This window comes from Pseudomonas sp. P1_F1_2 (genome assembly GCF_056405815.1).
Window position 1 is genome coordinate 1 of record NZ_JBFUBK010000012.1, and the last position, 22257, is coordinate 22257.

Below are 22257 nucleotides of genomic sequence, written 5' to 3' on the forward strand. Positions count from 1 at the left end.
TCACTCGACAGCTGCTACAGAGATATGTGTACACCTGTAGCAGCTGTCGAGTGAAACGAGGCTGCGTGCTTTTTGCATCATCACTGCATTTATGGCTGGACGACAGCACCCGGCACCAACGGCAGCTCCAGGCTGGCAATAAACCCGCCCTGCGGATGATTGGCCAGCACCAGGCTCCCGCCGTGCCGTTCTGCCGCGCGGCGCGCAATGGCCAATCCAAGGCCATGCCCGGCGGCTGTCTGCCCCGGAGCCCGATAAAACGGCTCACCCAACTGGTTCAAATACTCGGCGCTTACACCCGGCCCATGGTCACGCACGCTGACCACAATCCGCTCGCCCTGACGCACGGCCTGCATTTCAATCGACTGCCCAACCGGGTTAAAACGCTGAGCATTGCGCAGCAGATTGTCGAGGGCGCGCTCGATCATCGTCGGCCAGCCTTTGAGGTTCAGTTGCGGCTCAGCCTCAAGACGCACGTTCTGCTCCGGCGAGCCCAGTTGCGCATCTTTGTGTAGCGTATTGAGTAGCGCGCTGAGGTCGACCTCTTCGGCGCTGGCGTTGTCGGCGTCGACCCGCGCCAGCACCAGAATTTCGCTGATCAACGCTTCCAGCCGGTCACATTCTCGGGTCAGGCGCGGCCAGAGTTTCTCCCGTTCTTCAGGGGTGGCCCGTTCAGCCAGCGCCAGTGCAATGCGCAGCCGGGCGAGCGGAGAGCGCAATTCGTGCGATACATCGCGAAGGAGTTGCCGTTGGCTACCGATCAGACTTTGCAGGCGTGAGCCCATGCGATTGAAGTCGTTGGCCAGTACGCCGAATTCATCGCGGCGATTGGCCAGTTTCACCAGGCTGTTCTGCTGATAGGTGGTTTGCCCCAGGTCATGCACTGCGCCGCGCAGACGACTGAGCGGGCGGGTGATCGACAGCGTGACGAACAAGCTGAACAAGGTCAGCACCACCAGCGCTATGCCCAGCGCACTCAACGGCCACAACAGGCTTTCGCGGTGCCATGAATCCAGTTCGGGGTGCGGGATGCGATAGATCAGCAGGTAGGTATCGCCGGTCTTTTCGCTGGTGTATTCCGCGGTCAAACGACGCCATGGCAGGCGCCGGTCATCGTTGTTCTGCCGCGCTTCGAACGCCGCAGCACGACGAGGGAAGGTGCCTCGAACTACCGGGTCACCGCTCTCGTTCAGCACCTGAACGTCAATGTGATATTGACGTTTACGCTGTTCCAGAATGTCCTGAGCGGCTTCTTCACCCTGGGATTCGTAGGTTTGTGTCCATTGTTCGGCCAAGGTATTGAGGCCCGGATGGCGACTGAGAATCCACGCGTCCTGGTTGAGCATATGCCCCAGCAGAATGGAAAGCCCTGCCACCAGAGCGATGGCCAGCCAGAAACTGGCCAGGATACGCCAGAACAATGAGCGCACAGAAAATCCTCAAACAAACGCAAATCCATGTGGGAGCGAGCAAGCCCGTTCTCACATTTGACTAAATGGAGCAGACCCAACGGGGTTGAGCCGTTGGGTCCGGGGTTAGCGCATTATTGCGCTTTTTGCGGTTGTTGCGCTTTCCAGGCCTTGAATTCGGCCCATTCGGCGCGACGCTCAGCCTGCTTTTTCTGGATCTCGTCGAATTTCTTCTGTTGATCCGGCTTCAGTACGGCGCGCACATCGGCTTCGGCTTTCTGATGTTTGGCGGTCATTTCGTCTTTCAAGGCTTTCTGGTCAGCCGGGGAGAGTTTCTCCAGGTATTTGTCGACCAGTTGCTTACGCTCGTGCATCTGTTCGCCCATGATCTTGCGGATCTGCTCGCGCTGTTCGCGGCTCAGGTCCAGCTGGCTGTACGGGCCTTTACCGTGCATGCCGTGCATCTGACCGCCGTGGCGCGAGCCGTCCATCGAGCCATCCATCGGGCCGGTGCCTTCAGGCATGGCCATGGCAACGGTCGGCAGGGCGGCAGCAAACATCAGAGCGATAAGAGTCTTGCGCATGGTGAATCTCCTTGTCTCGTTCCCGGTACGTTCCGGATGAGTACAGATTACGCAGATCAAGGTCAGCGGCGGTCAGCGGAACGTAAAGCTTGGGTAAAGACGGGGTTGTACTGACCTGACAACTCCACCACCTTTTGCACACGCACGCCCCGTGTAGCAGCTGTCGAGCCTGCGAGGCTGCGTTCGGCGGCGTAGCCGTCGTGAAATCAGGCGCTACATTTTTCAGGTAAACCGCGTTGTCGGGTTTACGACTGCTGCGCAGCCGAACGCAGCCTCGCAGGCTCGGCAGCTGCTACACGCTTCAGAGGCTGTAGTAGTAGCCGCGGCTACGCAGGGCAACGATGCGAGGACGGCCGTCGGGGTGTGGGCCGATTTTTTTACGCAGGTTACTGACGTGCATGTCCAGACTGCGGTCGTACAGGGTCAGCTTGCGGCCCAGGGCAATCTGCGCCAGCTCCTGTTTGTCCAGCGGCTCGCCGGGTTGCTTGAGCAGGGCTTCAAGCAGGCGGCTTTCGGAGACGGTGAGGGTGAACTCCTGTTCATCGATGCTGACCACGCCACGCACCGGGCTGAAACACAGATCTCCCAGTTCCATCTGGCTGGACACGGCCGCCGGATGGCTGCGGCGCAACACGGCGCGCAGACGGGCTGTCAGTTCTCGTGGGTCGCAGGGTTTGGCCAGATAATCATCGGCGCCCAGTTCCAGGCCGAGAATGCGGTCCAGTGGCTCACCGCGTGCTGAAAGCATCAGCACCGGCAAGTCCGGGTGATCGCTGCGCAATTGCTTGAGCAATTCCAGACCGCTGCCGTCCGGCAGCATGACGTCCAGCACCACGGCGGCCGGGGAGGTTTCGGCCAGCGCGCGGCGGGCACTATGGCCATCGTGGCAAGCGCGGACCTGAAAGCCTTCCTGGCTCAACCAACTGACCAGGAGCTCGCACAGTTCCTGGTCATCATCAATTAGTAACAGCTCGCTCATGAATCACTCAATTCAGCCATTGCCGACGTTTTCTGGTGGCACCACTGGCGAAGATACCGCAGAGCAGGGCCAATAGCGCTACTCCACCGCCGATAACAAACCACTGCTGCTGATCAGACAGAAAGCGTGGCAGCGGACTGCTGGCCTGCGCTTCCTTGAGTTGCAGCTTGAGGCGCTGATTCTCCTGGYGCAACCGGCTCAGTTGAGCGCTTTCGCGTTCGCCATCGGTAGTTTGCAATTGTTTGCTCAGTTCTTCTCGTTGTTGTTCGCTTGCCTTCAAGCGCTGCTGCAACTCGCTGATCTGGCTGCCGGCGCTCAGGGACAGCGGCGTCGAATTACCGCCCTCGACGCCTTCTTCACCATGAGCCGGGGCCATGATCGACAACGTCACCAACAACAGACACAACGGACCCTTGCGCATCGCGACTCCTGATTCCAATCGAGTAATTGGGCAGGTTATCGGCAGGCAAACGAGAATAATGAGCGATTGAGAGCGCGATGAACCGACAAGGTTCACCGCGCGGGGGCATTTGTGGGGGAAAGTTACGGCAGGACTTGCTTGAACGGCTTGACCAGAACGTTGGCGTAGACGCCTGCCGCGATGTACGGATCTGCGTCGGCCCAGGCCTGTGCGGCGCTCAGGGAATCGAATTCGGCAACGATCAGGCTGCCGGTAAAACCCGCCGCGCCCGGATCATTGCTGTCGACCGCCGGGTGTGGACCGGCCAATACGATGCGGCCTTCGCCCTTGAGCACTTGCAGGCGCTCAAGGTGGGCAGGGCGCGCGGCCAGTCGGGCTTCCAGGGAGTTGGCGACGTCTGTGGCAATGATTGCGTAAAGCATGTCAGTCCTCGGTTTTTGGCGTTGTGGTATCGGCGTCGTGCAGGTGGCGGGACAGGTAAATGCCCTGGCCGACCAGGAACAGCAGCGTCATGCCCAGGCTGCCGAAGACTTTGAAGTCGACCCAGTAGTCCTGATAGGTAAACGCGACGAACAGGTTGGCGGCACCGCAAAACAGGAAAAAGGCGATCCAGGCGATGTTCAGACGCGTCCAGACCGGTTCCGGCAGGGTCAGCGCGTGGCCCATGATGCGTTTGATCAACAGGCTGTCACCGATGAAATGGCTGCCAATGAATGCCAGGGCAAACAACCAGTTCACCACCGGCGCTTTCCACTTCAGGAAGGTTTCGCTGTGGAACGCCAGGGTCAGGCTACCGAAGACCAGGCAGGCGATGAGCGTCAGCCACTGGCTCTTTTCAAGCTTGCGCTGCTTGATGAACAGCGTGCCGTAAACCACCAGGGAGCTGATGATCAGCATCGCGGTGGCGCTGTAAATACCGCCTACAGTCAATTCATGACCGCCGATGTCGACGACCCGTGGATCGAGTTTGAAGACGATGAAAAACAGCAGAAGCGGGATGAAATCGATGAATTGTTTCACAGTGGCAGCCAGAAGCAGGATGTGGCGGCATAATAACAAACATATGGGCGCGCGATAGCGCCAGCTGATTTGAGGTAACAAAGTCCTGTGAATGTTGATTTGCACTGCCATAGCACGGCCTCCGATGGCGCCCTGGCGCCTGCGGTACTGGTTGCGCGTGCGTTCGAGAAAGGCGTGCGAGTCCTGGCCTTGACCGATCACGATACCCTCGAGGGCCTTGATGAGGCCCGCACCGCGGCGACGGCGCTGGGGATGCAGCTGGTCAACGGCGTCGAATTGTCCTGCACCTGGGGCGGCGCGACCATTCACGTATTGGGTTACGGGTTTGATGTAAACGCGCCGGCGTTGGTCGAGGCGATTGCAAAGTTGCACGATGGCCGATGGCTGCGATCCGAGGAAATTGGCCGAAAACTCGCATTGAAAGGCATGCCGGGCGCGCTGGACGGTGCCCGGGCTATACAGCAGGAACTGGGCGACAGCGGCAACGCGCCGGCCCGCCCGCACTTCGCCGACTGGATGGTGCGTGAAGGGTATGTAAAGGATCGCGCCGAAGCCTTCCGCAAATGGTTGGGCGCCGGCAAGCTGGGCGACGTCAAGCAACACTGGCCGACCCTGGAAGAGACCGTCGAAACCCTGCGCGCGGCGAAGGCCTGGGTCAGCCTGGCGCATCCCTGGCATTACGATTTCACACGCAGCAAGCGTCGTCGGCTGATTTCTGACTATATTCAAGCCGGGGGCCATGCGATTGAAGTGGTCAATGGCCATCAGCCCGCCGAGCAAGTGGGCAGCCTGGCGATTCTTGCTCGCGAGTTCGGTCTGCTGGTCAGCGCCGGCAGTGATTTTCATGGCCCTGGAGGCTGGTCCGAGATCGGTGAATACCGACCTCTGCCGGAGGATCTGCCACCACTGTGGTGTCGATTCAAACATGACCCAATTATTGCCGCCGTCTGAACAGGTAGAAAATGTGAGTCAATTTTTCCAGATTCATCCGGAAAATCCGCAAGTGCGCCTGATCAAACAGGCGGTCGAGATCATCCGCAAGGGCGGGGTGGTGGTTTATCCCACGGACTCTTCCTACGCCATTGGTTGCCAGATCGGCGACAAGGTGGCCGTAGAGYGCGTGCGCCGTTTACGCGGGCTGGATGAAAAGCACAATTTCGCGCTGATTTGCTGCGACCTGTCGCAACTGGGCCTGTTTGCCAAAATCGATACCGGCACGTTCCGCCTGCTAAAGGCTCATTTGCCAGGGCCGTACACCTTTATTCTCAACGCCACCCGCGAAGTCCCGCGGCTGTTGTTGCACCCGAAAAAACGCACCATCGGCCTGCGTGTGCCAAGCCATCCGATTGCCCTGGCGCTGCTGGAGGAGCTCGGTGAGCCGTTGATGAGTGTGAGCCTGATCATGCCCGGTGAAACCGACCCGATGTTTGATCCCTATGAAATGCGCCAACTGCTTGAACATCAGGTCGACCTGATCATTGACGGCGGTTTCGGCGGGATCAAGGCGTCCACCGTGATCAATCTCGCCGACGGCGAGCCGGAAGTGATCCGCGTCGGTTGCGGCGACCCTGTGCCGTTCATGGCCGAGGCGTAGATGTCTGCAGTAGAACCTGTTGTCGACAGTCAAGCCGGAGCCCAGCAAGAGCTGCCCTTCGCGATGGTCTATGGCCAGGCAGTTCTGGAAATGCCGCTGGACCTGTACATCCCGCCGGATGCGCTCGAAGTGTTTCTCGAAGCCTTCGAAGGCCCGCTCGACTTGTTGCTGTACCTGATCCGTAAACAGAACATCAACATCCTCGACATCCCGGTGGCGGAAATTACCCGTCAGTACATGGGGTATGTCGAGTTGATGCAGTCGGTGCGCCTGGAACTGGCCGCCGAATACCTGGTGATGGCCGCGATGCTGGCCGAAATCAAGTCGCGGATGCTCTTGCCCCGCGCCGAAACCATTGAAGACGAAGAAGACGACCCGCGCGCCGAGCTGATCCGTCGTTTGCAGGAATACGAGCGCTTCAAGGCGGCCGCCGAAGGCATCGACGGCCTGAGCCGGGTCGGTCGCGATGTCGTCGTGCCCAAGCTGGATGCCCCCGAAGCCCGGGCGCGCAAGCTCTTGCCGGACGTGCGTCTGTCGGAGTTGCTGTTGTCCATGGCCGAGGTCCTGCGCCGGGGCGACATGTTCGAAAGCCACCAGGTCAGCCGCGAGGCGTTGTCTACCCGCGAGCGCATGAGCGATGTGCTGGACCGGCTCAAGGGCGGTGGTTTCGTGCCCTTTGTCGAGCTGTTCACGGCGGAGGAAGGGCGGCTCGGGGTAGTGGTGACCTTTATGGCAATCCTCGAACTGGTCAAGGAATCCTTGGTCGAGCTGGTGCAGAATGAGCCGTTCGCAGCGATCCATGTGCGGGCCCGAGCCGAATAACGAGTTGAATCATGAACCTGACTGAACCCCGCGAGCTGGCGCCACTGCTTGAAGCCTTTCTGTTGGCCTCGGGAAAACCGCAATCGCTTGAACGTCTGTTCGAACTCTTCGAAGAGGGCGAGCGACCAGAGCCGCCGGTCTTCAAGAAAGCGCTGACGATTTTGGCCAAGTCCTGTGACGGCCGCGCTTTCGAGCTGAAGGAAGTGGCGTCGGGCTACCGCCTGCAAATCCGCGAGAAATTTTCGCCGTGGGTCGGGCGCTTGTGGGAGGAGCGCCCGCAGCGTTATTCCCGCGCCATGCTCGAAACCATTGCCCTGATTGCCTATCGCCAGCCGATCACCCGGGGCGAAATCGAAGACGTGCGGGGCGTGGCGGTCAACAGCCAAATCGTCAAGACGCTGCTGGAACGTGAGTGGATTCGCATTGTTGGCTACCGCGATGTGCCCGGCAAACCGGCGATGTTTGCCACCACCAAGGCATTTCTCGACCACTTCAACCTGAAAAACCTCGACGATCTGCCGCCGCTGGCCGAACTGCGTGAGCTTGAACCGGACCCGGTTCTCGATTTCGACGACGCACCCGTGCCTGCCAGCCTGCAGGAATTGGCGGACGCCAGCGCCGAGCCGGAAGAACCCAAGGAAGAAACCAGTTTCCACACGTTGTTGCTGGAACTGGACACCATGGAGGAGGGGCTCAAGACTGATTTCGATGATTTGTTGCGTGACGGCGAGATGACCGCGGTTGAGCCGCTAATCGACAATGAGCTTCAGGTAGGGCCAGAAGCCACAGTCGAAGAAGAGCCGGAGCCGGAGCCAGAGCTTGAAGACGACGTGCTAGGCGTCGCCGAAGCTCGCGAAAAACTCCTGGCTGCCGTCGCGGCCCTTGAACAGCCGAAACCCGAGCCTGAGCCCGAGTTGAGCGACGAAGAAGCCGAAGCCCGGGCACTCGCCGAAGCCATCGAAGCCGAACGCCGCGAATTCGACGACTGACCCCAGTCCTGTAGGAGCCGAGCTTGCTCGCGATGACGTCAGCACATTCAACATCAAAGTGAATGGACGTCCGCTATCGCGAGCAAGCTCGGCTTCTACACAAGCTCAATACGCGTACGGTGCCACCGGTCGGCGGAAAAACCAGTAACGCTGTGATCATCAGCTAGTCTCTGATGCGAAATCGCCCGCATGAGCGTATGATTCGCGACCCTTCGGCGATCCCTTCGCCCAAGTGCACAGATTTACATCGCTTCAGGCAAAGCCTGAACAGACCACACCGGGAGGTGCCCAGATGAGTATCAACGACCAGAAAGACGACCAGGAAATCGGCCCAGCAGGCGAAAAACTGCAGAAAGTCCTCGCCCGTATCGGCGTCGGCTCGCGCCGTGACGTGGAAGCCTGGATCAGCCACGGCCGCATCAAGGTCAACGGCAAAGACGCCACGCTCGGTCAGCGTGTCGACATGCATGACGCCATCACCATTGATGGCAAGGTGATCAAGCGCGAAGAAGCCGCCGAGTCGGTACGCCGCGTGATCATGTACAACAAGCCCGACGGTGAAATCTGCACCCGTGTCGACCCCGAAGGCCGTCCGACCGTATTCGACAAGATGCCGCGCCCGAAAGAAGGTCGCTGGATCAACATCGGTCGCCTGGACATCAACACCACCGGCTTGCTGATGTTCACCACCGACGGTGAATTGGCCAACCGCCTGATGCACCCTTCCTATGAGATGGATCGTGAATACGCGGTACGTGTACGTGGCGAAGTTGATGACGAGATGATCGAGCGTCTGAAAGCAGGCGTTGTCCTCGAAGACGGCCCGGCCAAGTTCACCGACATCAAGCAAGCGCCAGGTGGTGAGGGTTTCAACCACTGGTACCACTGCGTGGTGATGGAAGGTCGCAACCGCGAAGTACGTCGCCTGTGGGAATCCCAGGGCCTGGTGGTCAGCCGTCTGAAGCGCGTGCGCTTCGGTCCGGTGTTCCTCAACTCCGACCTGCCGATGGGCCGCTGGCGCGAAATGAGCCAGTACGAAGTCGACATTCTGAGTGCCGAGGTTGGCCTGACGCCGGTCGCGATGCCACAGTTGAACGCCAAGAGCAAAGACAAGCTCGATCGTATGCAGCGTAAATCGTCGCGTCCGATGGGCAAGACCGAGCGCGTGCGTACGTTGCGTCCAGCGGCGGGTGCCCCGGCCACGGCGCGTGATTCTCGCGAGCCGCAGATCGAAGGCGAGCGCCCGGCCCGCAAACCTGCTGCACCTCGTGCAGACGGCGAGCGCGGTCCACGCACTCCACGCCCGGCCAACGGCCGCACTGAACGTGGCGAAGGCCGTGGTGCGCCAAGCGGCGGCCGCAGCGATCGCGGTGCTCCAGCCGGTCGCGGAACGCCAGTGGCAGACCGTCCTGCTGACACCAAGCGCCCGGCCAAGCCTGCGCCGAAGAAACGCCCGGGCATCGTCCTGGTCGACAAGGACGCACCATCGGGCAAGCGCCGCGGCGCGCCAGCCGGTTCGGGCCAGCGTCCGGGTTTCGGTCGTCGCAAACCTGAGTAATCGGTAAGCGCTGCATAAAAACGCCATCCCTCGGGATGGCGTTTTTTTTTGGCTGACTGATCGTTCCCACGTTCCGCGTGGGAATGCAGCCCGTCCCTTCAAAGCCGAACGCGGAGCCTCCGGTGAGCCATTCCCACGCGGAGCATGGGAACGATCGCGCCAATTGTGGGAGCGGGCTTGCCCGCGAAGGCGTCAGCTCAGGCTCCGCCATTTCCAGAATGGAAAACCGTCGTTACGCCCTGTAACGAATACTTTACGAAAACCACCCATTAACCCCATGAAACTCCCATCTCCCGGGAACTGTAAGAAAATTCTTCCATTTCGTGACCGCTCCATTCTCGCTCCAAGGCTCTCCCCCGCTTGTTTCAGCACGCCATGCAGGGTCAGATGCGCCGCATGCCTGTCGTGCAGGTGCATAACAAGAAGGAGGCGCAATGTACGCCGTGATTCATCTCCATCTCTCCCCGTGGGGCGATTTTTCAATCGTTCCCGTCGATGGCCCGCAAGGGTCTGACTCTCTATTTGCAGCCGCCCGGGACACTCGGGGCGGACACAGGCAATCCCGGCTTACAACACGCTGATCCAGCGGGTCTGGCAGCAGGGGGTTACGGGTGTACAATGCGCCGCGTTTTAACTGTGACCTCCTGCGCAAATGCGCAAACCTCAAGGCTACCCGTCTTGTTCACTCCGCCACGCCACGAGTGTGTCGGGTTCGATTTCGTCACAGATAAAAACAAACAGGTGACGCATGACCGTTGTAACTATGCAGAACGTGAGAGCCTTTTCATGAGTGGACAAAACTCGAATTCAGGCGAGCTGAAGCGCGGCCTGAAAAACCGCCACATTCAATTGATTGCCCTCGGTGGCGCGATCGGCACCGGTTTGTTCCTCGGCTCGGCCGGGGTGCTGAAGTCCGCCGGCCCGTCGATGATCCTCGGCTACGCCATCTGCGGCTTCATTGCCTTCATGATCATGCGCCAGCTCGGCGAAATGATCGTCGAAGAGCCCGTGGCCGGATCCTTCAGCCACTTCGCGCACAAATACTGGGGTGGTTTCGCCGGCTTCCTGTCGGGCTGGAACTGCTGGATCCTGTACATCCTGGTGGGCATGTCGGAGCTGACCGCAGTCGGCAAATACATCCACTACTGGGCACCGGACATCCCGACCTGGGTTTCGGCAGCCGGGTTCTTCGTCCTGATCAACCTGATCAACCTGGCTAACGTCAAAGTCTTTGGCGAGGCCGAATTCTGGTTCGCGATCATCAAGGTTGTGGCCATCGTGGGCATGATTGCCCTGGGCAGCTACTTGCTGGTCAGCGGTAACGGCGGCCCGCAAGCGTCGGTCAGCAACCTGTGGTCCCACGGTGGTTTCTTCCCGAACGGTGTCAGCGGTCTGGTGATGGCCATGGCGATCATCATGTTCTCCTTCGGTGGCCTGGAAATGCTCGGTTTCACCGCAGCAGAAGCGGACAAGCCGAAAACCGTGATCCCGAAAGCCATCAACCAGGTGATCTACCGGATCCTGATTTTCTACATCGGCGCGTTGGTCATTCTGTTGTCGCTGACGCCATGGGACGCCCTGCTGACCACCCTGAATGCATCAGGTGATTCCTACAGCGGCAGCCCGTTCGTACAAGTGTTCTCGATGCTCGGCAGCAACACCGCCGCGCACATCCTCAACTTCGTGGTATTGACCGCGGCGTTGTCGGTGTACAACAGCGGCACCTATTGCAACAGCCGCATGCTTCTGGGCATGGCCGAGCAGGGCGATGCGCCGAAAGCCTTGTCGAAGATCGACAAGCGCGGCGTGCCGGTGCGTTCGATCCTCGCTTCGGCCGCGGTGACGCTGATTGCGGTGTTGCTGAACTACCTGATCCCGCAAAATGCGCTGGAACTGTTGATGTCACTGGTCGTCGCGACCCTGGTCATCAACTGGGCGATGATCAGTTTCTCGCACTTCAAATTCCGCCAGCACATGAACAAGACCAAACAAACGCCGCTGTTCAAGGCGCTGTGGTACCCGTACGGGAACTACATCTGCCTGGCGTTCGTGGTGTTTATCCTGTGCGTGATGCTGCTGATTCCGGGGATCCAGATCTCGGTGTACGCGATTCCGGTGTGGGTCGTGTTCATGTGGATTTGCTACGGCATCAAGAACAAGCGCAGTGCGCAGCATGCGCTCCAGGCTTCAGTGAAATAACGCCGTACGCAAAAACAATAAACCCGGCCAATGTGCCGGGTTTGTTGTTTTCAGGGTTCACACAAAACCCCTGTAGGAGCATGGCTTGCCCGCGATTCAGGCACTGCGGTTTACCAGGTACACCGCGTTTTCGTTCATCGCGGGCAAGCCATGCTCCTACAGGGGCGCGTTGCACCGGTCTATTCGCGGTATCCTGCGCACTCTGAACCCGGACGCTTTTACATGCTGGTAATTTCCAACAACGTGCATCTGCCGGATGCCGAGATCGAGTTGACGGCCATTCGCGCTCAGGGTGCCGGCGGGCAGAACGTCAACAAGGTTTCCAGCGCCGTGCATCTGCGTTTCGACATTCCGGCCTCGTCCTTGCCCGAGTTCTACAAGGAGCGGTTGCTGGCACTGCGCGACAGTCGCATCACCAGCGAAGGTGTGTTGATCATCAAGGCCCAGCAATACCGCACGCAGGAGGCCAATCGCGCCGATGCGCTGGAACGGCTGACCGAACTGATCCTCAGCGCGACCAAAGTCGAAAAGAAGCGCCGCCCGACCAAACCGACGCTGGGTTCAAAAAAGCGTCGGCTCGAATCGAAGAGCCAGCGCGGGAGTATCAAGGCCGGACGCGGCAAGGTCGATTTTTAACGCGACTCACGCGCTTCGCGTTGCTTCGGTGCTTGCCGGTACAAGTAAATGCTCAGCATCAAACCGCTCAACGCGGCGAGGGCGGCGAACAGGAAGATCGAGGCAAAACCAAATCCGGCCGCAATGGCCCCCGCCAGCGGTCCGGTAATCCCCAGCGACAAATCAATGAACAACGAATAAGCACCGACGGCCGCGCCACGGCTGGAGGCCGGCACCAGGTTGACCGCTTCCACGCCCAGCGCTGGAAACACCAGCGAGAACCCGAAACCGCTCAGCGCCGCGCCAGCCAACGCCCAATGGGCGTCCGGTGCCAACCACAGTAGCAACAAGCCCAGGGTTTCCACGGACAGGCAGGCAATCGCCACGCGAAAGCCGCCGAGGCGGTTGATCAAGTTGCCGAACAGCAAGCGTGCACCAATGAAGCTGGCGCCAAACAAACTCAGGCACAACACCGCGTTGTCCCAGTGTTGCGTGGCGTAATACAAGGTGATGAAGGTGGCGATGGTGCCGAAGCCAATCGAGCCCAGCGCCAGGCCGCAACCATGCGGCAACACGCGCCCCAGCACATGCATGAACGGCAGGCGTTCGCCGACCACGATCGGCGCAGCGGTTTTTGGCCAGGCCAGTGCCAGGCCAAGAATGGCCAGCAGCACAATGCTCACGCCCATGCTCCACAAGCCCAATTGATGGACCAACAGCACACCCAACGGCGCGCCGACGGCCAATGCGCCGTAGCTGGCGATGCCGTTCCAGGAAATCACCTTGGCGGTGTTCGCCGCGCCAACCCGGCCGATGCCCCAGCCAATCGAGCCTGAACCGACCAGGCTTTCCGCGCTGCCGAGTACCAGGCGGCCGATCAGCAGGCTGATCAGGCTCAGGGTCGGCAAGCTCTGGGTCCAGGCCGAAATCAACATGAACACGCCGCTCAAGCCGCAACCGGCGAGGCCGTACATCACCGCCAGTTTGCTGCCCTTGTTGTCGATGATTTTCCCGGCGTAAGGGCGGCTGAGCAGGGTGGCCAGGTATTGCACGCTGATTACCAGGCCGGCGATGACTGCGCCGAAACCCAGGTCGCTGTGGACGTAGCCGGGCAATACGGCCAAGGGGATGCCGATATTCAGGTAGCCGATGAAGGTAAACAGAACGATGGAAACGACTTGCAGCGTGACCGCCAGGGGGCGCTGGTTTTCAGACATGGGTAAAGGTCCACGGGGAAAGCAGGATAGATAGGCTGCTTATGATAGCGGCGCGAGCGGCTGCGGGTCGTGGAAAAAGTAAAACTATTTGCCGGGCGGGGTGAATCAGGGCTTGGCGGGGGCAACCAGTTGCGTCGTGACCAGGGCGGCCAAGGCGTTTTCTTCGCTGCCGAAACGGGCGAGCAACGCGGCTTGTTTCTCGGGGGAAAGGCGATTCCAGATCTCGATCATCTTCTCGGCGGTGCCGATCAGGACGCTGGCTTGGGTCTCGCTGAATTCATCGGTCATGGTGTGCGGCTCAAGGGTTCAGGCGGTGTGGAAAGCGCATGTTAGCGCTTTCCACACGGTCTGGCATTGCAGGTGTTTCAGTCTTCGCTGTCGGCCTGGCGGCGTTCAGTGGCTTCTTTTTTTGGCTCGGGCTGTTGGGCGCCGGCTTGTTGCGTGGTTGTCTGCTCAGTTTCGTGCAGGCTTGGGAAGGGGAGATTAGGAATCTCGTGCATGTTTCGCGCTCCTCGCAAAGTCTGTTGATAGATCTGGTAGATCCGCGCTTTTAAAAAGCTTGGGCAGAATACAGCAGTAAAAATGACAATCGGACTTTTATATCCAATTGTTGCGACGGAAGGGGTTGTCTAGACAGGTCTGTGTAGGAGTTGGCGCAGCCTGCGCTGATCGTTCCCACGCCCTGCGTGGGAATGCCTCAACGGACGCTCCGCGTTCGGCTCTGGAAGGGACGCGGAGCGTCCCGGGCTGCATTCCCACGCAGAGCGCGGGAACGATCAGCGTAAGGCGGGGGTTATTTGCAAACCTTGGCGATTGCCTCGGCCAACAGATCCAGACGCGTAGCATCGATGCCCGCCACGTTCGCCCGGCCCGAGTTGACCATGTACACGCTGTGATGGTCCCGCAGGTTTTTTACTTGCTCCGGCGACAGCCCGGTGTAGGAAAACATCCCGCGTTGCACGCCGATGTGGGCAAAGCGCTCGCGCAAGCCATGTGGCTCCAGCGCTTCGACCAGGCCGCTGCGCAATTGGGCGATGCGCAAACGCATGGCTTCCACTTCGTCGGCCCAGAGGCTTTTCAGCTCCGGATCGCCAAGAATGGTCGCGACTACGGCCGCGCCGTGATCCGGTGGTGTCGACCACAGGTTGCGCGCGAGGTTGGCCAGCTGGCTGCGGATGTCCACGAGTTTGTCAGCGGTTTTTGCACAGACAATCAGTGCCCCGGTGCGGTCGCGGTACAAGCCGAAGTTCTTCGAGCAGGAACTGGTGATCAGCACTTCCGGCAACGCCGCGGCGAACAACCGGGTCGACCAGGCATCCTGCTCCAGGCCATCGCCGAAGCCCTGGTAAGCGAAGTCGATCAACGGCAACAGGTCTCGACTGCGCACCACGTCCAGCACTCGGTGCCAGTCGTCGTGGGACAAGTCGAAACCGGTCGGGTTGTGGCAGCAGGCGTGCAGCAACACCACGTCGCCCTTCGGCGCTTCGCTGAGTACCGCGARCATGGCGTCGACGTCGAGGCGGTTGTCGCTGCCCACGTACGGGTAGTGACGGACCTTGACCCCGGCCGCCGCGAAAATCGTTTCGTGGATCGGCCAGGTCGGGTTGCTCAGCCACACGCCACGGCCCGGCAGGCACTGGGCGATGAAGTCGGCGCTCAAGCGCAATGCACCGGTGCCGCCCGGGGTCTGGGTCGCCCCGGCCCGTTGCCCGGCGATCAAGGCGGAATCGGCACCCAACACCAGCTCATTGATGGCTTTGCCGAAGGCCGGTTCGCCGTGACCGCCAATGTAGGTCTTGGTGGTTTGACGATCCACCAGACGCTGCTCGGCAAGCTTCACCGACTGCGGAATCGGCGTCAGACCCTGGGCATCTTTATAGACGCCCACGCCGAGGTCGAATTTGCGCGGGTTGGGGTCCTGCGCATAAGCCTCCATCAAGCCGAGAATCGGGTCGCCGGGGACTCGACCTATGGCGTCGAAATGCATTATTTGCGGCCCTCGGCGTCCTTGGCCACTTCGTCAGTGCGCGCAGCCATGATGAAGTCGTTGCGGTGCAGGCCCTTGATGGAGTGGCTCCACCAGGTGACGGTGACTTTGCCCCATTCGGTCAGCAGGCCCGGGTGGTGACCTTCGGCCTCGGAGATCTCGCCAACGGCATTGGTGAACGCCAGCGCGTGTTTGAAGTTTTTGAACAGGAACAGCTTTTCCAGCTGCATCACGCCGTCGCGTACTTCGATGTTCCAGTCTGGGATCTGCTTGATCAGTACCGGCAACTCTTCGTCGCTGACCTGAGGGGCACCGGCTTGGCAGGCTTCGCAGTGGGCTTGGTTCAATGTGGACATGATGTGTACCTGAAATCGAATGATTGGAAATCGGCCGTCAGTAACACCACGCTAAACCAAAGCGTCGGTTCCTGACAGGCTCACTTGTTTCTAAAAGCAGCGGATCACGCAGCCTTTGGCGGAAATTTCGGGGTGTGCAAGCCCAGCTGCATGCCTTGTTTGACCATGCTCATGATGTCTTCATGAGCCACATCAAACAGACGCTTGAGGTTCGGCAGGACAAAGTACAGCGGTTGCAGGATGTCGATGCGATACGGCGTGCGCATGCATTCCAGCGGATCGAACGCCTGATGCTCAGGTTCGTTCGACAGGCAGTAAACGGTTTCTTTTGGAGAAGAAAGAATGCCGCCGCCGTAAATGCGCAGGCCTTCAGCGGTATCGACCAGACCGAATTCGATGGTCATCCAGTACAGGCGCGCCAGGTAAACGCGTTCTTCCTTGGTCGCTTGCAGGCCCAGTTTGCCGTAGGTGTGGGTGAATTCGGCAAACCAAGGGTTGGTCAGCAGCGGGCAGTGCCCGAAAATCTCGTGGAAAATGTCCGGCTCTTGCAGGTAATCCAGCTCTTCGCGGGTACGAATAAACGTCGCCACCGGAAACTGCTTGTTGGCCAGCAACTCGAAAAAAGTCTGGAAGGGGATCAGCGCCGGAACCCGGGCCACTTGCCAGCCGGTGGTTTCACCGAGGACTTTGTTGATCTCGCCCAGTTGCGGAATGCGGTCGTGGGGCAGGCCGAGTTTTTCGATACCGTCCAGGTACTCCTGGCACGCACGACCCTCGATCACTTTCAGTTGACGAGTAATCAGCGTGTTCCACACCGCATGCTCTTCAGCGGGGTAGTCGATAAAACCTTGCGCATCGGGCTCGCGAGCCACGTATTGCGTCTGCTTCATGCTGCTCTCCTGCGAGGGGATTCGTTCTTGTTATGTACTGCTATGGACCTAGAAATACCCCAAGGATTGCGGCGTTGCAGCAGGGTGACGGCTTGCTGCGTAGGAAAATTCGCCATTTTTCGTAAAGAATTCGTTACGGATTGGCGGCTATGGCCTAGCTGTTGAGATTCGCGGGTTTGAAATGGTGCAAAGGTGTCACATAATCTTGACGACTATCTTCACGCGCGACAGAAAAATTCTGCCGGCACGTTCAGTTGAGCGCTGCGATTCCCCTGTAGGCGCTGAGCTTGCTCGCGATGAGGGGGCCACATTCAGCATGGATGTCGGCTGGTACACCGCTATCGCGAGCAAGCTCGGCTCCCACAGGGAATGTGTGCAGGCACTGACCTCATTTATCGTTTTTCGGGCCATTTATATGCGTATCAAAGTCCACTGCCAGAACCGTATCGGTATCCTGCGCGACATTCTCAACTTGCTGGTTGAGTACGGGATCAACGTCGCCCGCGGTGAGGTCGGCGGCGAACATGGCAACGCGATCTACCTGCATTGCCCGAACCTGATCAACATTCAGTTCCAGGCGCTGCGTCCGAAATTTGAATCGATTGCCGGCGTATTTGGCGTCAAGCGCGTAGGGCTGATGCCCAGCGAGCGTCGGCACATGGAACTCAATGCGTTGCTCGGTGCCCTGGAGTTTCCGGTGTTGTCGATCGACATGGGCGGTTCCATCGTTGCGGCCAACCGCGCGGCGGCGCAGTTGCTCGGGGTGCGGGTGGATGAAGTGCCGGGGATTCCGCTGTCGCGTTATGCCGAGGATTTCGATTTGCCGGAACTGGTGCGCGCCAACAAATCGCGAATCAACGGGCTGCGGGTCAAGGTTAAGGGCGACGTGTTTCTGGCTGATATCGCGCCGCTGCAATCGGAACATGACGACAGCGAAGCCATGGCCGGCGCGGTCCTGACGCTGCACCGCGCGGACCGGGTAGGGGAGCGCATCTATAACGTGCGCAAGCAGGAACTGCGTGGGTTCGACAGCATCTTCCAAAGCTCGAAAGTCATGGCGGCCGTGGTGCGCGAAGCCCGGCGCATGGCGCCGCTGGATGCGCCGCTTTTGATAGAAGGCGAGACCGGCACCGGCAAGGAATTGTTGGCCCGGGCCTGTCATTTGGCCAGCCCGCGCGGGCAATCACCCTTGATGGCACTCAACTGCGCCGGGCTGCCGGAGTCGATGGCCGAGACCGAATTGTTCGGCTATGGCCCCGGTGCCTTCGAAGGCGCACGCGCCGAAGGCAAGCTCGGGCTGCTGGAACTGACGGCGGGCGGTACGCTGTTTCTCGATGGCGTGGGAGAAATGAGCCCGCGCTTGCAGGTGAAATTGCTGCGCTTCCTGCAGGACGGCTGCTTCCGTCGTGTGGGCAGTGATGAAGAGGTCTACCTCGATGTGCGCGTGATCTGCGCGACCCAGGTGGATTTGTCCGAACTGTGCGCGCGGGGCGAGTTTCGCCAGGACCTTTATCACCGCTTGAATGTGTTGTCGCTGCACATCCCGCCACTGCGTGAATGCCTTGATGGTTTGACGCCGCTGGTGGAGCACTTCCTCGATCAGGCCAGCCGGCAAATCGGATGCCCGCTGCCGAAACTGGCACCGGCCGCGATGGAGCGGCTCAGTCATTACCACTGGCCGGGTAACGTCCGGCAATTGGAAAACGTGTTGTTCCAGGCGGTTTCGTTGTGTGAGGGCGGGACGGTCAAGGCCGAACATATTCGTCTGCCGGATTACGGTGTGCGTCAGCCGCTTGGCGATTTTTCGCTGGAGGGCGGGCTTGACGAGATCGTCGGGCGTTTCGAGAAAGCGGTGTTGGAGCGACTTTATTCGGAGCATTCCAGCAGCCGGCAATTGGGCAAGCGCCTGGGTGTTTCTCATACAACCATTGCCAATAAGTTGCGTGATTATGAAATTGGCAAACTTGAGCGTTAACGTTATTCGGCGAGCAGCCAAGACAAGAATAATTATCGGCTGTTAGTTGTTCTCTAGCGCCTCTAAATCGCATTGGAAGCGCTTTACCCTTACCGTTGATCCGAATCGTAGAGCTTCCCAGGCAGGCCATCTAGGCTCAATTCAAAGTTTGGCAGGAGCGATCACCATGCCATCAGCGGATGACTCTACCCAGCAAGTGCGCAAAGAAACTCGCCTGTTCTTTTTTCTGATTGTTGTTCTTTTTCCAGTGCTGTCGGTGGCGATAGTGGGTGGTTACGGTTTCTTTGTCTGGTTTCTGCAAATGCTGCTTGGCCCTCCCGGACCACCCAATTGATTGTTGTCCCTCTTAGTGGCATGACGGGGAGTACTGATCATGGAAAAGACGCTGCATATTGCCAGTCTGGTAGTGCTTGCTCGTCCTGAGTTGTTCAAGGCGGTGAAGGCCAATTTACGTTTGCTCAATGGCGTTGAACTGCATCAGGAAAGTCCCGCCGGCAAACTGGTGGTGGTGCTGGAGATGGAAAAAGAAAGCGAGATTTCCCAGCGCATAAACCAGATCAACAACTTGCCGGGTGTGCTCAATGCCTCCCTCGTTTATCACGAGATTCTCGATGTGACGGGAGAAAGCACATGCCTATGACGCGGCGAGAATTTGTCAAAGCCCAGGCTGCCGGGATTGCTGCGGCGGCTGCGGGACTTCCGGTATTTACCTCTGCCAGTAATCTCATCACCGAAGAAGACCGGGTGGCCCTGGACTGGAACAAGGCACCCTGCCGTTTTTGCGGTACCGGGTGCAGCGTGATGGTGGCGACCAAGGACAATCGGGTGGTCGCCACTCACGGTGATGTGAAAGCCGAGGTCAATCGCGGGCTGAACTGCGTCAAAGGCTACTTCTTGTCAAAGATCATGTACGGCGTTGATCGCCTGACTCAGCCACTGTTGCGCATGACCAACGGGCAGTATGACAAGCAGGGCGAGTTTCAGCCGGTGTCCTGGGATCAAGCGTTTGATGTGATGGAATTGAAGTTTAAGGAAGCGATAAAAAACAAAGGGGCCGAATCAATCGCCATGTTCGGTTCTGGCCAGTGGACTGTCTGGGAAGGGTATGCGGCCAACAAGTTGATGAAGGCCGGGTTTCGCTCAAATAACATTGATCCCAATGCACGTCATTGCATGGCGTCTGCGGTCATGGGGTTTATGCGTACGTTCGGTATCGATGAGCCGATGGGCTGTTATGACGATATCGAAGTCACCGACGCGTTCGTGTTGTGGGGTTCAAACATGGCGGAGATGCATCCGATTCTTTGGAGTCGGGTGACGGATCGCCGATTGAGCCAGCCCAACGTCAAGGTCGCGGTGCTTTCTACCTTCGAGCATCGCAGTTTTGAGTTGGCCGACATTCCCATGGTGTTCAAGCCACAGACTGACCTGTTTATCCTCAACTACATTGCCAATCACATTATTGAAAGCGGCTCGGTCAACAAGGACTTTGTCAGCAAGCACACTAAGTTCGCCAAAGGTACGGATGACATCGGCTACGGCCTGCGTGCCGATAATCCGCTGGAGATGAAGGCGCGCAATGCCGCCAAGGCGAATACCTGGACCGATATCGATTTTGAGCAATTCGCGGCGTTCGTAAAACCTTACACGCTTGAGCGCACGGCCAAGGAAACCGGCGTGCCGGCCGAGCGCCTCAAGGCGTTGGCCGAACTGTATGCCGACCCCAAGCGCAAAGTGGTTTCGTTCTGGACCATGGGCTTCAACCAGCACACGCGTGGCGTGTGGGCCAATAACCTGATTTACAACATCCACCTGTTGACCGGAAAGATCAGCGAGCCGGGCAACAGTCCATTCTCCCTGACGGGCCAGCCTTCGGCCTGCGGGACGGCGCGCGAAGTGGGCACGTTCTCCCATCGCTTGCCCGCCGACCTGGTGGTCACCAACCCGGCGCATCGCGCCAAGGCCGAGCAGATCTGGAAAGTGCCGCCGGGCACCATCAATGAAAAGGTCGGGTTTCACGCCGTGCAGCAGAGCCGCATGCTCAAGGACGGTGTGCTCAACGTGTATTGGACGATGGCCAGCAACAACATGCAGGCCGGCCCCAACATCATGCAGGAAGTGTTGCCGGGCTGGCGCAACCCCGAGAACTTTGTGGTGGTCTCGGACGTGTACCCCACGGTCTCCGCCCAAGCGGCCGATCTGATTCTGCCCACCGCGATGTGGGTCGAGAAAGAGGGCGCTTATGGCAATGCGGAGCGGCGTACGCAGTTCTGGCATCAGTTGGTTTCGGCGCCGGGTGAGGCCAAGTCTGATCTGTGGCAACTGGTCGAGTTTTCCAAGCGCTTTAAAACCGATGAGGTCTGGTCGGCAGAGGTGTTGACCACGTCACCGCAGTACAAGGGCAAGACCCTGTATGAGGTGCTGTTCAAGAACGGTCAGGTCGATCAGTTCCCACTGGATCAGATGGCGGCGGGTTATCAAAACGACGAGGCCCGGGATTTTGGCTTTTACCTGCAAAAAGGGCTGTTCGAAGAATATGCCCAGTTCGGCCGTGGCCACGGTCATGACCTTGCCCCGTTTGATCGCTATCACACCGAACGTGGATTGCGCTGGCCCGTCGTCGAGGGCAAGGAAACACTCTGGCGTTTCCGGGAGGGGTATGACCCTTACGTGGAGAAGGGCAGCGGTGTGCAGTTTTATGGCTATCCCGACAAGAAAGCGATCATCTTCGCGCTTCCTTACGAGCCGCCAGCAGAGTCCCCGGACGCGGACTTCCCGTTCTGGCTCAGCACCGGCCGGGTCCTTGAGCACTGGCACACCGGGACCATGACGCAGCGCGTTGAGGAACTCTATAAAGCGGTCCCCGACGCCTTGGTCTACATGCATCCGGCGGATGCGAAAGCCTTGAATGCCCGCCGTGGCAGCGAAGTGAAACTGATCAGTCGGCGCGGTGAGATGCGTGCGCGCATCGAAACCCGAGGGCGTAACAAGCCACCCGAAGGCCTGGTGTTTGTACCGTTCTTCGATGCCAACAGGCTGATCAACAAAGTCACGCTCGATGCGACGGACCCTATCTCCAAACAAACTGATTACAAAAAATGCGCGATCAGGATTGAAGTGATCAAGACGGCATAAGGAGAGCTCTGATGAATTGTCGTTCGCTGTCCTTGCTTGCTGCTCTGCTGGTTGGGTTGCCAGCGGCATTCGCGGCGCAGCCGGGTTACCCGCTGGACGCCCCGGCGCCGGATGGTCGGCGACCCGGAGGGACCTTGACGCAGGAGTTCCCGGCCCCGCCGATAGCTGAAGACGAGAACAAGGACCTCAAGCGCGAGCGCAATTATCCCGAGCAACCGCCCACCATCCCGCACAGCACTCGGGGATACCGCATCGACAAGAACAGCAACAAGTGCCTGTCTTGTCATAGCCGCGCCAATAGCGCTCGCACTCAGGCGCCGATGATCAGCATCACCCACTACATGGATCGTGATGGTCAGGCGCTGGCCGCGGTATCGCCACGCCGGTATTTCTGCAATCAGTGCCATGTGCCGCAAAAAGACGTGAAACCTCTGGTGAACAACAGCTTCAAGAACATTGACCAGGTGCTGCAAGACGAAATCAACGGCCAGTCGAAACCCTGAGGAG

General features: G+C 59.2%; 24 protein-coding genes. 12 read left to right on the forward strand and 12 right to left on the reverse strand.

Annotated features, from left to right (window positions below):
- Nucleotides 1-89: 89 nt before the first annotated feature.
- From AC1D2P_RS05470 to AC1D2P_RS05495, 6 genes are all read right to left on the reverse strand, one after another.
- Nucleotides 90-1430: a sensor histidine kinase gene (locus AC1D2P_RS05470; protein ID WP_109786376.1), complete on the reverse strand. Its 1341-nt coding sequence runs from the start codon at nucleotides 1428-1430 to the stop codon at nucleotides 90-92.
- A gap of 113 nt (nucleotides 1431-1543) precedes the next feature.
- Nucleotides 1544-1993: a Spy/CpxP family protein refolding chaperone gene (locus AC1D2P_RS05475; RefSeq protein WP_109786377.1), complete on the reverse strand. Its 450-nt coding sequence runs from the start codon at nucleotides 1991-1993 to the stop codon at nucleotides 1544-1546.
- A gap of 301 nt (nucleotides 1994-2294) precedes the next feature.
- Entirely contained in the window at nucleotides 2295-2972 is a 678-nt protein-coding gene (locus AC1D2P_RS05480; protein WP_223522567.1) for a response regulator transcription factor, read from the reverse strand.
- A gap of 7 nt (nucleotides 2973-2979) precedes the next feature.
- On the reverse strand, nucleotides 2980-3393 hold the full coding sequence (locus AC1D2P_RS05485) for an SH3 domain-containing protein (protein WP_477811338.1): 414 nt from the start codon (nucleotides 3391-3393) through the stop codon (nucleotides 2980-2982).
- Nucleotides 3394-3515: 122 nt separating this feature from the next.
- The gene (locus AC1D2P_RS05490) at nucleotides 3516-3815 is read right to left on the reverse strand and encodes a YciI family protein (protein WP_007984134.1); all 300 of its coding nucleotides are present in this window, start codon (nucleotides 3813-3815) and stop codon (nucleotides 3516-3518) included.
- Nucleotide 3816: 1 nt separating this feature from the next.
- Nucleotides 3817-4413, reverse strand: coding sequence for a septation protein A (locus AC1D2P_RS05495; RefSeq protein ID WP_046032779.1), 597 nt, complete (start codon nucleotides 4411-4413; stop codon nucleotides 3817-3819).
- Nucleotides 4414-4500: 87 nt separating this feature from the next.
- Between AC1D2P_RS05495 and AC1D2P_RS05500 the strand changes: the two genes are divergently transcribed.
- The 7 genes from AC1D2P_RS05500 to arfB all read left to right on the forward strand — a co-directional run bounded on the left by AC1D2P_RS05500 (nucleotide 4501) and on the right by arfB (nucleotide 12211).
- Nucleotides 4501-5364, forward strand: coding sequence for a PHP domain-containing protein (locus tag AC1D2P_RS05500; protein WP_477758180.1), 864 nt, complete (start codon nucleotides 4501-4503; stop codon nucleotides 5362-5364).
- A gap of 13 nt (nucleotides 5365-5377) precedes the next feature.
- A complete protein-coding gene (locus AC1D2P_RS05505) occupies nucleotides 5378-6007 on the forward strand; it encodes an L-threonylcarbamoyladenylate synthase (RefSeq protein ID WP_477811339.1) in 630 nt (209 codons plus the stop codon).
- On the forward strand, nucleotides 6008-6829 hold the full coding sequence (locus AC1D2P_RS05510) for a segregation and condensation protein A (RefSeq protein WP_046032782.1): 822 nt from the start codon (nucleotides 6008-6010) through the stop codon (nucleotides 6827-6829).
- An 11-nt stretch (nucleotides 6830-6840) separates the two neighbouring features.
- Complete coding sequence (gene scpB / locus AC1D2P_RS05515) at nucleotides 6841-7818, forward strand: SMC-Scp complex subunit ScpB (protein ID WP_223522570.1); 978 nt, start codon at nucleotides 6841-6843, stop codon at nucleotides 7816-7818.
- Nucleotides 7819-8110: 292 nt separating this feature from the next.
- A complete protein-coding gene (gene rluB, locus AC1D2P_RS05520) occupies nucleotides 8111-9376 on the forward strand; it encodes a 23S rRNA pseudouridine(2605) synthase RluB (protein ID WP_046032784.1) in 1266 nt (421 codons plus the stop codon).
- A 786-nt stretch (nucleotides 9377-10162) separates the two neighbouring features.
- Nucleotides 10163-11575: an amino acid permease gene (locus tag AC1D2P_RS05525; RefSeq protein ID WP_109786380.1), complete on the forward strand. Its 1413-nt coding sequence runs from the start codon at nucleotides 10163-10165 to the stop codon at nucleotides 11573-11575.
- A 222-nt stretch (nucleotides 11576-11797) separates the two neighbouring features.
- Nucleotides 11798-12211, forward strand: coding sequence for an alternative ribosome rescue aminoacyl-tRNA hydrolase ArfB (gene arfB / locus AC1D2P_RS05530; protein ID WP_046032786.1), 414 nt, complete (start codon nucleotides 11798-11800; stop codon nucleotides 12209-12211).
- Here arfB and AC1D2P_RS05535 read toward each other — a convergent pair.
- From AC1D2P_RS05535 to phhA, 6 genes are all read right to left on the reverse strand, one after another.
- Nucleotides 12208-13407: an MFS transporter gene (locus AC1D2P_RS05535; RefSeq protein ID WP_077430674.1), complete on the reverse strand. Its 1200-nt coding sequence runs from the start codon at nucleotides 13405-13407 to the stop codon at nucleotides 12208-12210. The two genes, arfB and AC1D2P_RS05535, sit on opposite strands and share 4 nt — an antisense overlap.
- 105 nt (nucleotides 13408-13512) lie before the next feature.
- Nucleotides 13513-13695: a hypothetical protein gene (locus tag AC1D2P_RS05540; RefSeq protein ID WP_077430673.1), complete on the reverse strand. Its 183-nt coding sequence runs from the start codon at nucleotides 13693-13695 to the stop codon at nucleotides 13513-13515.
- 77 nt (nucleotides 13696-13772) lie between these two features.
- Nucleotides 13773-13907 (reverse strand): hypothetical protein, encoded by a 135-nt coding sequence (locus AC1D2P_RS05545; RefSeq protein ID WP_256577151.1) that lies wholly within the window; start codon nucleotides 13905-13907, stop codon nucleotides 13773-13775.
- A gap of 293 nt (nucleotides 13908-14200) precedes the next feature.
- Entirely contained in the window at nucleotides 14201-15394 is a 1194-nt protein-coding gene (locus AC1D2P_RS05550) for an amino acid aminotransferase (protein WP_477811340.1), read from the reverse strand.
- Nucleotides 15394-15750, reverse strand: a complete 357-nt coding sequence (locus AC1D2P_RS05555; protein WP_046032790.1) for a 4a-hydroxytetrahydrobiopterin dehydratase — start codon at nucleotides 15748-15750, stop codon at nucleotides 15394-15396. Before AC1D2P_RS05555 ends, AC1D2P_RS05550 begins: the two co-directional genes overlap by 1 nt.
- 104 nt (nucleotides 15751-15854) lie before the next feature.
- The gene (phhA, locus tag AC1D2P_RS05560; protein WP_027922317.1) at nucleotides 15855-16640 is read right to left on the reverse strand and encodes a phenylalanine 4-monooxygenase; all 786 of its coding nucleotides are present in this window, start codon (nucleotides 16638-16640) and stop codon (nucleotides 15855-15857) included.
- Between the two features lie 415 nt (nucleotides 16641-17055).
- Here phhA and AC1D2P_RS05565 point away from each other — a divergent pair, with 415 nt between their 5' ends.
- From AC1D2P_RS05565 to AC1D2P_RS05585, 5 genes are all read left to right on the forward strand, one after another.
- Entirely contained in the window at nucleotides 17056-18615 is a 1560-nt protein-coding gene (locus AC1D2P_RS05565; protein ID WP_109786383.1) for a sigma-54-dependent transcriptional regulator, read from the forward strand.
- Nucleotides 18616-18781: 166 nt separating this feature from the next.
- Nucleotides 18782-18949 (forward strand): periplasmic nitrate reductase, NapE protein, encoded by a 168-nt coding sequence (locus AC1D2P_RS05570; protein ID WP_046032791.1) that lies wholly within the window; start codon nucleotides 18782-18784, stop codon nucleotides 18947-18949.
- A 39-nt stretch (nucleotides 18950-18988) separates the two neighbouring features.
- Complete coding sequence (locus AC1D2P_RS05575; RefSeq protein WP_109786384.1) at nucleotides 18989-19255, forward strand: chaperone NapD; 267 nt, start codon at nucleotides 18989-18991, stop codon at nucleotides 19253-19255.
- Entirely contained in the window at nucleotides 19246-21750 is a 2505-nt protein-coding gene (gene napA, locus AC1D2P_RS05580) for a nitrate reductase catalytic subunit NapA (protein WP_109786385.1), read from the forward strand. The genes AC1D2P_RS05575 and napA overlap by 10 nt, the downstream gene beginning before the upstream one ends.
- A gap of 11 nt (nucleotides 21751-21761) precedes the next feature.
- Nucleotides 21762-22253, forward strand: coding sequence for a nitrate reductase cytochrome c-type subunit (locus tag AC1D2P_RS05585; protein WP_046032794.1), 492 nt, complete (start codon nucleotides 21762-21764; stop codon nucleotides 22251-22253).
- Nucleotides 22254-22257: the final 4 nt, after the last annotated feature.

Bases quoted from the DNA above. Each gene is read 5' to 3' on its own strand.
- AC1D2P_RS05480 (WP_223522567.1), bottom strand. From the start codon at position 2,972: ATGAGCGAGCTGTTACTAATTGATGATGACCAGGAACTGTGCGAGCTC.
- AC1D2P_RS05570 (WP_046032791.1), top strand. From the start codon at position 18,782: ATGCCATCAGCGGATGACTCTACCCAGCAAGTGCGCAAAGAAACTCGC.
- AC1D2P_RS05510 (WP_046032782.1), top strand. From the start codon at position 6,008: ATGTCTGCAGTAGAACCTGTTGTCGACAGTCAAGCCGGAGCCCAGCAA.
- arfB (WP_046032786.1), top strand. From the start codon at position 11,798: ATGCTGGTAATTTCCAACAACGTGCATCTGCCGGATGCCGAGATCGAG.
- AC1D2P_RS05475 (WP_109786377.1), bottom strand. From the start codon at position 1,993: ATGCGCAAGACTCTTATCGCTCTGATGTTTGCTGCCGCCCTGCCGACC.
- AC1D2P_RS05525 (WP_109786380.1), top strand. From the start codon at position 10,163: ATGAGTGGACAAAACTCGAATTCAGGCGAGCTGAAGCGCGGCCTGAAA.
- AC1D2P_RS05490 (WP_007984134.1), bottom strand. From the start codon at position 3,815: ATGCTTTACGCAATCATTGCCACAGACGTCGCCAACTCCCTGGAAGCC.
- AC1D2P_RS05585 (WP_046032794.1), top strand. From the start codon at position 21,762: ATGAATTGTCGTTCGCTGTCCTTGCTTGCTGCTCTGCTGGTTGGGTTG.
- scpB (WP_223522570.1), top strand. From the start codon at position 6,841: ATGAACCTGACTGAACCCCGCGAGCTGGCGCCACTGCTTGAAGCCTTT.
- AC1D2P_RS05575 (WP_109786384.1), top strand. From the start codon at position 18,989: ATGGAAAAGACGCTGCATATTGCCAGTCTGGTAGTGCTTGCTCGTCCT.
- AC1D2P_RS05545 (WP_256577151.1), bottom strand. From the start codon at position 13,907: ATGCACGAGATTCCTAATCTCCCCTTCCCAAGCCTGCACGAAACTGAG.
- rluB (WP_046032784.1), top strand. From the start codon at position 8,111: ATGAGTATCAACGACCAGAAAGACGACCAGGAAATCGGCCCAGCAGGC.
- phhA (WP_027922317.1), bottom strand. From the start codon at position 16,640: ATGAAGCAGACGCAATACGTGGCTCGCGAGCCCGATGCGCAAGGTTTT.
- AC1D2P_RS05540 (WP_077430673.1), bottom strand. From the start codon at position 13,695: ATGACCGATGAATTCAGCGAGACCCAAGCCAGCGTCCTGATCGGCACC.
- napA (WP_109786385.1), top strand. From the start codon at position 19,246: ATGCCTATGACGCGGCGAGAATTTGTCAAAGCCCAGGCTGCCGGGATT.
- AC1D2P_RS05565 (WP_109786383.1), top strand. From the start codon at position 17,056: ATGCGTATCAAAGTCCACTGCCAGAACCGTATCGGTATCCTGCGCGAC.
- AC1D2P_RS05555 (WP_046032790.1), bottom strand. From the start codon at position 15,750: ATGTCCACATTGAACCAAGCCCACTGCGAAGCCTGCCAAGCCGGTGCC.
- AC1D2P_RS05535 (WP_077430674.1), bottom strand. From the start codon at position 13,407: ATGTCTGAAAACCAGCGCCCCCTGGCGGTCACGCTGCAAGTCGTTTCC.